Source organism: Burkholderia sp. AU31652 (assembly GCF_002223155.1).
Classification (GTDB): domain Bacteria; phylum Pseudomonadota; class Gammaproteobacteria; order Burkholderiales; family Burkholderiaceae; genus Burkholderia.
Genome location: NZ_NKFG01000005.1, coordinates 1,388,476 through 1,400,897 on the forward strand (window position 1 = coordinate 1,388,476; position 12,422 = coordinate 1,400,897).

Sequence of the window (12,422 nt, forward strand, 5' to 3'; positions counted from 1 at the left end):
GGCAATCCGGCCAGCGGTTCGGTGATGTCAGCCCGCGCGTCGCCGCAAGCAGGCGCGTGTCGACCCCGCGCGCAGCTGCCGGGTCACTGACGCGGCCCGGCCACCTGCAGATAGAGCAGCGCCCCGCCCGCGAGCAGCAGCGGGCACAGGATGTACCAGCCGGTCGTCAGGAACAGCCCGGCCACCGCGACCAGCGAAATCCATGCGCAACGGTGTGCGATGCCGCCGCGCGGCAGCAGTTTCAGCGCGGCGGCCGCGCCGAGCCCGTACACCATCACGAAGCACCCGGAGGTGACGAGCACGAGCGGCTTCGGCCCGACGTCCGACAGCGTCGTCGCAGCGAGTGCGACCACGGCGAGCAGGGCGATCACGCCGAGGCTGCGACGCGGGACGCCGCCGACCTGGCTGCCCTGCGCGAGCCACGCGGGCAATGCGCCGTCGCGCCCGAGCGCCGCGCCGAGCTTGGCCGCGCCCGCGAAATACGCGTTCATCGTACCGAGCGTGAGCAACAGGGCGGCTGCGGCGGCCAGCACCTGCGCATGGCCGCCGATGCTGCCCGCGATCAGTTCGGCGAGTGGCGCACCCGATCCGCCCGCGGACGGCCCGAGCACCGTCACGCTCGCGGCAGCAACCGACAGATACAGAAACCCGACCACCACGACCGCGATTCCCGCCGAGCGCGGCATGTCGTGCGCGGGCCGGCGGAATTCGGCCGCGAGATGCGTGATCGCTTCCCAGCCGGCGAAACTCCACACGAGCAGCGCGGCAGCCTGGCCGACCGCGAGCCAGCCGTGCGGCGCGAACGGATGCAGGTTCGCGGTGCGTGCATGCGGCGCGGAGGCGAGCACCGCGGCGAGCAGCAGCGTGACGAGCAGTGCCGACAGCACGAGCTGCATGCGGCCCGAAACCGTGACGCCGAATGCATTCGCGGCCGACACGGTCGCGATCAGCGCGGCAGCGGTGACGATGACCGTCGTGTGCCCGCCGCCCGTGACGGCCGCGACGTATGCGCCGCCGAACATGGCGGCGGCCGGTGCGCCGGCCGGTACCGCGAAGTAGAAGCACCATCCGACGATCGCAGCGGCTTTCGGCCCGAATGCGCGCCGCGCGTAGGTCGAGACGCCGCCTGCGTCGGGATAGCGCGCGCCGAGTGCGGCGAAGGTGGCCGCGAGCGGCCCGGACAGCACGACCAACGCCGCCCAGGCAAGTAGCGAGGCCGGCCCCGCCACCTCGGCGGCCAGTGCGGGCAGCGCGATCACGCCGGTGCCGAGCACCGCGCCGATATAGAGCGCGGCGCCCTGGAAAATCGTCAGCGAACCCGCGTGATGAGCGGCGGGCGATTCGACATGCGAGGGCATGGACGGCAGTCTCCGGAAGTCTTGTTGTGTTCGAGCGCGGGCGCTCGCGCGGAAAATCGTTCGATGCTACCCGAACGACGGCGGCAGCGCGGCCCGGCGATCAGTAGTCCGTGCGGTGTCGTGTGTCAGCCGATGTCAGCAGTGGCGTGCGAGCCGCAGGCGGGCATCCTCGCGCGCGGCGGGCGACAGCTCGGGGGCGTAGTGGAACGCGCCCGAAACCAGCGAGGCGACGGGCACGCCGTCGCGGAACAGCACGCGATTGCCGGCCAGCGCCGGCACCTTGTCGCCGGGCAGCAGCGTGCCGGCAAGATTCAGCGGATCGGCGCCCGTCACGCACACGTACTGTCCGTCACCGGGTTGCCGCCGCATTTCGCGCAGGATCGGAATCGCTTCGGGCAACGCGAACTGTTCGCCCGCGAGCCCGGCGACGAAGCGTCCGCCGCGAATCTCGCCGCGCGCTTCGAGGCGCTGCAGTACCCGCACGAGTTCACGCCAGCTCGGCAGCCAGTCGGCTTCGCGTTCGAGCAGCCGCCAGAACACGACGCCGTAGCGGCGCAGCAGCGTCCAGGCGATGTGTTCGAGCGCGTCGGGGTCGGTCGCGGCCTGGCCGCGTTTCGGTGCGGGCGCATCGGCCGGCGGCGCATGACGTTGCACGAGTGCCCAGCGGCCCGCGTCATCCATCCCGCCGATCAGCGCACCGCCGCGCCGGGTGCGTGGCGCATAGGTCGCGCTGCGCTTGACGGCGGGCTTCAACAGCGCACGCAGGCCCGCGTAGCTGTCCGCATTCACGAGGCCGGCCGACACGAGTTCGCCGAGCGCCTGTTCGAGTTCGACGGGCAGCATGTGCAGGTCGTCGAGCAGCGCATCGAAGAACATCGCGCCATGCGCGGCGAGGGCGTCGCGTACCTGCGTGGCCCGCGCGGACAGCGCCGGTTGCGCATCGGGATCGCGCAGCGCCTGCCAGGCCGAGAGGTGGCGGCGCGGCAGCAGCACGATCGGCGTCGTCTTCACGGGTGTGCCGGCTGCGCGCGCCGGCGCGCCGATGCGTGTCCAAACGAGCTTGCCCGAGCGGCACAGCTCGTCGAGCCCACCCGCCATGTAGTCGGTGAGCCGCGCGGGCAGCAGCGCGTCTTCCCAGGCGCTTGCCGCGGCCTCGTAGCCTTCGAGCTGTTCGACCACGGCCGCGAGAGCGTCGCGGCCCGTGCCGCGCGTGTCCGGCGTCAGGTGTTGCCAATGGAACAGGAAGCGCATGAAATCGGCGCGCTCGACCGGCTCGATCTCGCGGCGCAGGCGCTTCACCGTATAGCGATGAATGCGCGCAAGCAGATGGCGTTCGCACCATTCGTCCGTCGTCGCGCCCGGCGTGAACCGGCCGCGCATCACATAGCCTTCGCGCTCCAGCGCCGCGAGTGCCGTCGCGATCGACGCAGGCGGCAGGCCGAGCGGTGCCGCGATCGCGTCGAGTGCAAGCGGCCCGAAGCCGGTGAGCCGCGCGCGGATCACGTCGACGAGTGCGGCGTCCGATTCCCACGGCTGCGCGCACGCGGCCGGCACCTTGAGCGCCGGCACGATGCGTGCGTCGGGATGCAGTGCACGCACGCACACGAGTCGTTCGACCGGCACCCATAGCGCGGCGTCGCCGGGTGTCACGAGTTTCGTCGCACGGCGGTGTTCGGCGAGTTCCGCGAGCCGGTCGAGCCAGCCTTCGTGCTGGCGTGCTTCGCTGTCGGCGATGCACGCGAGCGTGAGCAGCGCGTCGTGCATTTCGTCGGCGTCGCGCACGAGCGGCCAGGCTTCGTCGCGCACGGCAGCGATCGCGTCGGCGTCGAGCGCGCCGAGATCGTCGGTCGATTCGGGATCGCTCCAGCGGCGCGACTGCACGGCCTGCGTGCGGCGTTCCTCGAGCGGTGCATCGTCGAGGAACGCGTAGGGTTTCGCGTTCAGGATCTCGGCCGCGAGCGGCGACGGCGCGGGCAGGTCGCGCGCGACGAGCTCGATCGCGCCGCTTTCGATCCGGCGCAGCAGCGCAAGCCAGCCCTCGGTGTCCATCGCGTCGTGCAGGCAGTCGTCGAGCGTCTGGTCGACGAGCGGGTGATGCGGGATCTCGCGCTCGCCGACGATGTTCTCGAGGCACGCGACCTGATCGGGGAACACGGTCGCGAGCAGGTCGTCGCTCTTCATCCGCTGCAGTTGCGGCGCGGTGCGCTTGCCGCCGGTGAAGCGCGGCAATGCGAGCGCGGTGGTCGCGTTCCAGCGCCAGCGCACGCCGAACATCGGCGCGTCGAGCAGGGCCTGCACCAGCACGTGCTCGGCGCTCGCCGAACGCAGGTAGCGCCACACTTCGTCGAGCGCGAAGCTGTGCGCGAGCGACAGCGACAGGATGATCGCGTCGTCGGTCGCGGCCGCCTGCAGTTCGAAGTTGAAACTGCGGCAGAAGCGCTTGCGCAGCGCGAGCCCCCACGCGCGGTTGATGCGGCTGCCGAACGGCGAATGGATCACGAGCTGCGTGCCGCCCGATTCGTCGAAGAAGCGCTCCATCACGAGCGTGTCCTGCGTCGGCAACGCGCCGAGCGCGGCGCGCGTGCGCGCGAGATAGTCGGCGATCTGGTGCGCGGCGTCGGGCGACAGGTGCAGATCGTCGACGAGCCAGCGCAACGCCGGCGCGAGCCGGCTGTCGGCCGGGCTGGCAGTGGCACGGGAGACGTCGTTTCGTACACTGATCGCGGCTTCGGCTTCGGCTTCGGCTTCGGCTTCGGCTTCGGCTTCGGCTTCGGCTTCGGCTTCGGCTTCAACGCGTCGCGTCGATTTTGCACCGCCTTTGGTCTTGGCTTTGGTCGTCGCCTTTGTTTCAGCCGTCGTCTTCCCGCGGATATCGTCGTCAGTGCGTTCACCGCCTCGGGCGTGCCCTTGCCGCTCGCCGTCGGCGAACAGTCCGTCGAGCCGCGCGCGCAGCCGGCCGACCGCCGCCGACAATTCGTCGCTGCGCCCCGGCGCCTCGCCGAGCCAGAACGGGATGTTCGGCGACTGCCCCTGCGCATCCTCCACCCGCACGCGGCCCGTTTCCACGCGAATGATCCGGTACGACTGGTTGCCCAGCTGGAACACGTCGCCGGCCAGGCTCTCGATCGCGAAATCCTCGTTGACCGTGCCGACCTGGATGCCCTGCGGTTCAAGCAGCACCGCGTAATCGGCCATGTCGGGGATCGTGCCGCCCGACGTCGTGGCGGTCATCATCGCGTTGCGGCGCCCGCGCACGGTGCCGCCGACCACGTCGCGATGCAGGTAGGCGCCGCGCACGCCGCGCCGGCTCGTGAAGCCTTCGGCGAGCATCTTCATCACTTCGTCGAAGCGCTCGCGCGTCAGCCGCGCATACGGCGCCGCGCGCGTGAAGCTCGCGTACAGCGCGTCCTCCTGCCACTCCGCGCACGCCACTTCGGCGACGATCTGCTGCGCGAGCACGTCGAGCGGCGCTTCGGGAATGCGCAGCGTGTCGAGCTCGCCGCGCTGCACGCAATCGAGCAGCGCCGCGCATTCGACGAGCTCGTCGCGCGACAGCGGGAACAGCCGGCCCTTCGGCACGCCGCCGACATGGTGCCCGGAGCGGCCGACGCGCTGCAGGAACGGTGCGATCCCGCGCGGCGAGCCGACCTGGCAGACGAGATCGACGTCGCCGATATCGATGCCGAGTTCAAGTGATGCCGTGGCGACGAGCAGTTTCAGTTCGCCGCGCTTCAGGCGCTGCTCGGCGTCGAAGCGGTGCTCCTTCGCGAGACTGCCGTGATGCGCTGCGATCGCTTCCTTGCCGAGCCGGTCGGCGAGATGGCGCGCCATGCGCTCGGCGGTGCGCCGCGTGTTGACGAACACCAGCGTCGTGCGATGCGCGGCTGCGAGGCCGGCGATGCGGTCGTACACCTGTTCCCACACGTCGGTTGCCATCACGGGTTCGAGCGGCACGTTCGGCAGTTCGAGCGCGAGGTCGCGCTCGCGCGTGTGGCCCGTGTCGATGATCGTGCAGTCGCGCGGCGCGTCAGCCGGGCCGCCGACCAGGAAGCGCGCGACCGCATCGATCGGTTTTTGCGTCGCCGACAGTCCGATACGCGGCAGCGCACGGCCGGCCAGCGCGTCGAGACGTTCGAGCGACAACGCGAGATGGCTGCCGCGCTTCGATGACGCGAGCGCATGGATTTCGTCGACGATGACCGAGCGCACGTTCGACAGCATTTGTCGCCCCGACGTGGACGACAGCAGCACGTACAGCGACTCGGGCGTCGTCACGAGGATGTGCGGCGCGCGCTTGCGCAGCGCGGCGCGCTCGGCTTGCGTCGTGTCGCCGGTGCGCACGGCGGTGCGGATCGCCGGCACCGGCAAGCCGAGTTGCGCGAGCGATTCGGCGATGCCGGCCAGCGGCGCATCGAGGTTCACGTGGATGTCGTTCGACAGCGCCTTCAGCGGCGACACGTACACGACGAGCGTTGCGTCGGGCAGCGTGCCGTCGTGCGCCAGCGCATCGCGCACCAGATCGTCGAGTGCACACAGGAAGGCGGTGAGCGTCTTGCCGGAGCCGGTCGGTGCCGCAACGAGCGTCGATCGGCCGGCCTTGATGTGCGGCCACGCGAGCGCCTGCGCGCCGGTGGGCGCGGTGAACGTGCGCCGGAACCACGCGGCGACGGCCGGGTGGAACACGTCGAGCGCACTGGCGGCAGGGCGGGTAGTGGTGACGTCCATCGGAGCGTTGAAATGGGGTGCAAGCGCGCGGAGGGCGCGGGTGCGAATCGAATCGTCAGTGTGCCAGACGTCGCGCGTGCGCGCCGGGCACGTGTGGCGACGATTCCGCTTCAGATGGGGGCCGTCACCGCACTTTCAACGAACGGAAAGTTGCATGCGTGTCGGCACGCCGATCGCGTGCCGAATTGCGTCGAATTGCAATCAAACGCGATTGAGCCAGCCGAGCCAGTGCTCGAGCAGCGGTGCACGCGAGCACAGCGACTGCGCGAGCCACAGCGTGCCGCCCCAGGCGGCGGCCACGACGATCAGGTCGCAACGCCCGCTCTTCCACAGGTTGAGCGAGTGACGCCGCCAGATCCACGGCACGCCGAGCGGGTTCGGCCAGTCGGCGAGCAGGTGCATCACGCCGCCGCAGGCGAAGCCGAACAGCGGCGCGGCCCACAGCGGATGCGGATGATGGATGAGCCCGTGCCACCCGAGCGCCAGCAGCGCGATCCAGCCGATGCCCCAGTGCGTGACGGTGCGATGCGTGATCCACAGGCGGCGCTTGCGGCTCCACCATGCGACTTCGAGCCAGTCGGGCGCGGTGCCGCCCGCGACGCCGGCCGCGAACGCGGCGAACAGGCTCGAATGCCACGGGCCGGTCGCGCCGGTTTGTGCGACGAGGACGGCTGCGGCGACACCGGCCGCGAAGCCGGACGCATGATGCGCATTGTGTGATGCCATAGGAAGCGAGACGGAGAAACGTGAAGCGATGCGTGCGCGAAAAATGATGCACCGCGAAAGCGGGGCGCTATCTTCGCAGATCGGCCCATGCAGCGGGAGGGACGTTTGCAGATTTTTTTGCACGTGCCGCGCGGCTTTCCACGCAGTTCGCAACTTTCGGTTTTTTGTGCGTTGCGTGATGACGGGTGCCGCGGACGTACACGTCAGACGCGCACCGTGTGCAATTTCGACCGATCTGCATGCATGTTCAGAAGCCGCGGCATGACCGAGGGCAGATAACAATGCGCTTTCGTTGCACGCCCCGTGTTCGACCCTTTTTGTCCCCCTATACTACGAAACCGGAGATGGCCGTCGGCGCGCCGGCGGCCATGAGCGGAACAGGTGCTTTTCCTGCCTGAAGGAGATCCATATGGGGGACGTGCAATGACTACGCTGAATCGCTTCAAATCATCCGCTGTCGTGCTCGCGACGGTGGCCGGCATCGGCTTCCTGCCGAACGCGCCCGTCTATGCGAAGGGGCCGCAGCCGGCCATCCTGACGAGTTCGGCGGTCGCGGTGGCCGACAAGTACAGCGCGGATGCCGCGGAGCGGATCTTCAAGGAAGGCGGCAACGCGATCGACGCGGCCGTCGCGATCGCGTTCACGCTCGCCGTCACGTATCCGGAAGCCGGCAACATCGGCGGCGGCGGCTTCATGACGATCTACAAGGACGGCAAGCCGTACTTCATCGACTACCGCGAGCGCGCGCCGCTTGCCGCGACGAAGGACATGTATCTCGACAAGGACGGCAACGTCGTCAAGGGCATGAGCCTGTACGGCCCGCGCGCGGTCGGCGTGCCGGGCACGGTCGCGGGCATGTGGGAAGCGCAGAAGCGCTTCGGCAAGCTGAAGTGGAAGCAGGTGCTCGCGCCGGCGATCCACTATGCGCGTGACGGCTTCGTCGTCGACGAGCAGCTCGCACAGCGCGGCGTCGACGCATCGAAGGAGTTCGGCGGCAAGACCAACTTCGACAAGTATTTCTCCGGGCTGAAGGCGGGCGTGAACTTCAAGCAGCCGGATCTCGCCGACGTGCTCACGCGCATCGCGAACGACGGCGCGGAAGGTTTCTACAAGGGCAAGACGGCCGAGCTGATCGCCGCGTCGATGAAGACCGGCGACGGCAACGGGCTGATCACCACCGAGGATCTCGCGCAGTATCGCGCGGTATGGCGCCAGCCGGTGCAGGCGAAGTGGAACGGCTATGACGTGATCACCGCGCCGCCTCCGAGCTCGGGCGGCATCGGCCTCGTGCAGCTGCTGAAGATGAAGGCCGACCTCAAGCAGGACTTCGAGGGCGTGAAGCTCAACTCGCCGCAGTACATCCACCTCGTCGCGGAAATCGAGAAGCGCGTGTTCGCCGATCGTGCGCAGTATCTCGGCGATCCGGATTTCTACAAGGTGCCGATCGCGCAGCTGACCGACGATAAGTACATCGCGAAGCGGGCGGGCGAGGTCAACCCGAAGGAGCCGTCGGATACGAAGAGCGTGCAGCCGGGCCTCGGCACGACGATGCCGGAGAAGGCTGAAACGACGCACTTCTCGGTGGTCGACAAGTGGGGCAACGCGGTGTCGAACACGTACACGATCAACGGCTATTTCGGCTCGGGCGTGATCGCCGACGGCACGGGCATCGTGCTGAACGACGAGATGGACGACTTCTCCGCGAAGCCGGGCGTCGCGAACATGTTCGGCGTGGTCGGCAGCGATGCGAACGCGATCGAACCGAAGAAGCGCCCGCTGTCGTCGATGTCGCCGACGATCATGACCAAGGACGGCAAGGTGTCGCTCGTGATCGGCACGCCGGGCGGCTCGCGAATCTTCACGTCGATCTTCCAGGTGATCAACAACATCTACGACTTCAAGATGCCGTTGAAGGAGGCCGTCGGCGCGATGCGCTTCCATCACCAGCTGCTGCCGCCGAACACGATCTTCTGGGAGCCGTACCACCCGATCGAAGGCGAACTCGCGAAGCAGATCGAGGCGCGTGGCTATACGCTGAAGGGGCAGGATTTCAGCGGCGACATCCAGGTGATCAAGATCGACGGCAAGACGCCGGAGGCGATGGCCGATCCGCGCGGGCGTGGCGTGACGCGGATCATCCACTGACGTGAAGCGGTGCGTGCGCGGTGGCGAAGGCGGCCGCGCACGCCGTGTTCCGCAGCCGGGCGTCGTGCCGCCGGCTGCGGAACGCACTCAACCGGTGGCCCGGATGAATTCAGCGATGCGTGTCGCAATGACGTCGGGCGCATCCTCGAAGCAGTAGTGCCCGACGCCCGCTAGCCGTTCGACGGGGGCGGACGGAAACAGTGCCGTGAAGAGCGGCAGGAAGTGTTCGGCGCCGAGCGTTCGGTCGGCGTCTCCCCAGATCGCGAGCGCGGGCTTGTCGCGTATCGCGCGCAGCGCCGCCGCATCGGGTTCCTCGAACCGGTGCGCGCCAGCGGCAAACCCGCGGGCCCATCCGATCGCGCCGACGCAGTCCTCCGGCTGCGCGAACGGCGCACCGTATGCGGCGATCCACGTGTCGTTGATCACCGCGTGATTTTCGAACCCGTTCAGCTTCAGCGTGCTCAGGATATTGAAGCCGAGCTGGCCGAGCACCGTCTCCAGCGTATCGTCCGCCGCCGCGCGTGCGATCCACTGGAACCACGGCGCAGTGCGACCGTTCGCGTTCAGGCGTTCGACCAGATCGGGTTGGCCGAACGGCGTCGGCCCGTTCGCGGACACGATCCGCCGGATGCGGTCCGGATGCCGCGCGGCCAGCCCCATGCCGACCGGGCCGCCGAAGTCGTGCATCACGAGCGTGATGCGATCGAGGCCGCGCGCGAGCACGAAGCGCTCCAGGTTGTCGATATGGTCCTGCAGCCAGTAGCTGCGGTCCTGCGGCGTCGCGCTTTTGCCGAAGCCCATGTGATCGGGGACGACGACGCGGTGCGTCGGACTCAGCGCGGCAATCAGATGGCGGAACAGATAACCCCACGTGGGTTCGCCATGCAGGCAAAGGAGGGTTTCGCCGTCGTGCGGACCCTCGTCCACGTAGTGCATCCGGAAGCCGGATGCGTCGTCGAAATGCGGGGCGAATGGAAAGGTGCCGTTGAACGTGGCATCGGACCGGATCATCGAACGCTCCTTCGGATAGTCGGAAAGTTTGGTTTCAAATTGAAACCGAATCCAAGCGTAGGATATCGGGTTGCAAGTTGCAACCAAAAAGATTGCCTCGATAGCCACCGAATGACCGAGCCGTGGGCGCGTGATGACGCATCGGAAAGGAGCAGTGCCGGAATTTGTCGGCTGGAAATAGGAGTTGAAGTGCCAATCTGGCCCGAATCGGCCATTCCATTCGGCGATCGCGAACAGTCGGGCGCCGGGCGATTGATCTTTCGTTCGACGAGTTTTATATTGCAACCATTCATTTCACCGAAAACGATCGCCGTTTCACCCGCATACCGGGAACGGCATCGCCCCATGCAACGATGAACAGACGAACCACGCACGAGGAATCCCCCTGCGGCGTTGCCCGCCCGCTGGACGCGATCGGCGACTGGTGGTCGCTGCTGATCGTCCGCGACGCGTTCGACGGGCTGCGCCGCTTCGGCGAATTCCAGAAGAATCTCGGGCTGGCCAAGAACATCCTGGCCGCGCGTCTGCGCAATCTGGTCGCGCACGGGATCATGGACATCGTGCCGGCCGCGGACGGTGGTGCGCATCACGAATACGTGCTGACCGAGAAAGGGCGCGGCCTGTTTCCGCTGCTCGTCGCGCTGCGGCAGTGGGGCGAGGATTTCTTCTTCGAACCGGACGAGGCACACGTGCTGCTCGTCGACCGGAAGAGCGGTTTGCCGGTCAGGAAACTGGAGCTGCGTTCGCAGGACGGGCGCGTGCTCGGGCCGGAGGACACGGTCGTGTTGCCGCCGCCGGACTGATGGGCGGCGACCAGGCTCGCACCGCGCTCAACTCCGGTCGCTCGCCGCGTTGCTTTCGAGGAAGCTGTCCACCGCGATCAGCGACTGTTCGTCGAGCGTACCCAGCACGCTTTTCAGCTTCAGCTGCAGCTTCAGCGCGTCGAGATAGCTGTCGAACAGCTTCTGCCGGATGCCCGAGATATCACGGCGCAGGTTCAGCGTTTCGTACGTCGTGCTGTAGCCGACCTGGTGCGCCTTCATCGACGAATCGTACGCGAGCCGCGCGGCCTGCAGCGACTGCTGCAGCGCGCGGATGCGCTTGCCGACCGATTCGAGCGCGGACAGCGCCTCGCGATGATCGGTGCCCAGTTGCTCCTCGACCTCGCGCAGCCGGTTGCGGTATTGCTCGGTCACGTGTTCGGCTTCCACCTGCCGGTAGTACACGCTGCCGCCGGAGAAGATCGGAATCGTCACCTGCACGCCGACCGCGCTCTGATGGAAGTCGGAGCGGTCGGTGAGCCCGCGCAGGTTCGGGTTGAGCCCTCGCGAATACGACGCGAACAGGTCGACGGTCGGCAAGTGCTCGGCGCTGACGCGCTTCGCAGCGAGCCGCGCGACCTGGACGTCGCGATACGCCTGCCGGTACGCCGGGTTGTCCTGCGGTGCGTAGTCGCCCGACGGAATGCGCGGCGACGACCCGCGCATCGCGAGCCGCGGCCAGCGCGAGAAATCGATCGTCGAACCGAGCAGCGTCTCGTAGCGCGCGCAGCGTGCGTCGACGTCGGTTTGCGCGAGGGCTTCGTCGGATTGCGCGAGGCTGCGGCGCGCCTCGATTTCCGCCGTATCGCCGATCGTCTTCATCCCGAGCTGCGCCATGCGTCGCGTATCGCTTTCGAGCCGGGTGAGCGCGTTCACTTCGTCGTCGGCCGACTGCAGTTTCTCGCGCGCGCTCAGCAGGTCGAAGCACGCGTTCGCGACGCGCAGGATCAGGTCCTGCCGCGCCACCTCGAGCTTCTGTTTCGCCGATTCCTCGTACTCGGTCGCGCGCCGCATGTCGTACAGGTAGGGCACGTTGAACAGCGCCTGCGTGACCTGCGCGGAACCGTATGCGGCATTGCTCGATCCGCTGACGTCGATGCCGAACAGGTTCGCGTGCGTCCCGTAGCGTCCCCATTCGAGTTGCGCGGCGGCCTGCGGCAGCATCTGCGCGCGCGCTTCGGGGAATTTCTGGCGGGCCGCGTCGTATTCGCTGCGTGCCTGCAGGTAGCGCGGATCGTGCACGACCGCGTACTGGAACGCGGTGTCGAGGCAGAACGCGTGCGCGTTCGCGGACACGCCGGCTATCGTTACAGCGAACAATGTCATGGTTGCAAGTCGGGGATTCCACCTAGTCGAAAAACTTGATAGGGAATTACCCGCATTCCGCGTTGCTGATCCGCGATTCGCGCGCCTCGTTTCAAACATGGCCGTCTCCGTCTCCTGCCCGTGCCGCAACGCAGTGCGGCGGGATTTAAACGTATTGAAATTGAAATTCAAACAGCGTGAATGCCTGTCAATCGTGGTGCATCGGAAAACACCACTGTAAGAGTGTGTCCTCCATTGAATTCCGATGCGCTCGCATGATAGCCTGATTTCGGCTCGTAATCGCAGTGATTATTAGATTAACAAGTCGCTA

General features: G+C 67.6%; 7 protein-coding genes. 2 read left to right on the plus strand and 5 right to left on the minus strand.

What is annotated here, in order from left to right; translation table 11 throughout:
- Nucleotides 1-83: 83 nt before the first annotated feature.
- From CFB40_RS23830 to CFB40_RS23840, 3 genes are all read right to left on the minus strand, one after another.
- Complete coding sequence (locus CFB40_RS23830) at nt 84-1,358, minus strand: APC family permease (protein ID WP_089432562.1); 1,275 nt, start codon at nt 1,356-1,358, stop codon at nt 84-86.
- Between the two features lie 135 nt (nt 1,359-1,493).
- Nucleotides 1,494-6,083: a DEAD/DEAH box helicase gene (locus CFB40_RS23835; protein ID WP_089432563.1), complete on the minus strand. Its 4,590-nt coding sequence runs from the start codon at nt 6,081-6,083 to the stop codon at nt 1,494-1,496.
- A 201-nt stretch (nt 6,084-6,284) separates the two neighbouring features.
- Nucleotides 6,285-6,809, minus strand: coding sequence for a metal-dependent hydrolase (locus CFB40_RS23840; RefSeq protein ID WP_089427687.1), 525 nt, complete (start codon nt 6,807-6,809; stop codon nt 6,285-6,287).
- A gap of 423 nt (nt 6,810-7,232) precedes the next feature.
- On the opposite strand from CFB40_RS23840, the gene ggt reads away from it, so the two are divergent.
- Nucleotides 7,233-8,954 (plus strand): gamma-glutamyltransferase, encoded by a 1,722-nt coding sequence (ggt, locus tag CFB40_RS23845; protein WP_089427686.1) that lies wholly within the window; start codon nt 7,233-7,235, stop codon nt 8,952-8,954.
- A gap of 87 nt (nt 8,955-9,041) precedes the next feature.
- On the opposite strand, the gene CFB40_RS23850 is transcribed toward ggt, so the two are convergent.
- Entirely contained in the window at nt 9,042-9,965 is a 924-nt protein-coding gene (locus tag CFB40_RS23850) for an alpha/beta fold hydrolase (RefSeq protein ID WP_089432564.1), read from the minus strand.
- A 353-nt stretch (nt 9,966-10,318) separates the two neighbouring features.
- On the opposite strand from CFB40_RS23850, the gene CFB40_RS23855 reads away from it, so the two are divergent.
- Entirely contained in the window at nt 10,319-10,768 is a 450-nt protein-coding gene (locus CFB40_RS23855) for a winged helix-turn-helix transcriptional regulator (RefSeq protein ID WP_089432565.1), read from the plus strand.
- A 27-nt stretch (nt 10,769-10,795) separates the two neighbouring features.
- On the opposite strand, the gene CFB40_RS23860 is transcribed toward CFB40_RS23855, so the two are convergent.
- Nucleotides 10,796-12,211: a TolC family protein gene (locus CFB40_RS23860; protein WP_089433297.1), complete on the minus strand. Its 1,416-nt coding sequence runs from the start codon at nt 12,209-12,211 to the stop codon at nt 10,796-10,798.
- Nucleotides 12,212-12,422 lie beyond the last annotated feature (211 nt).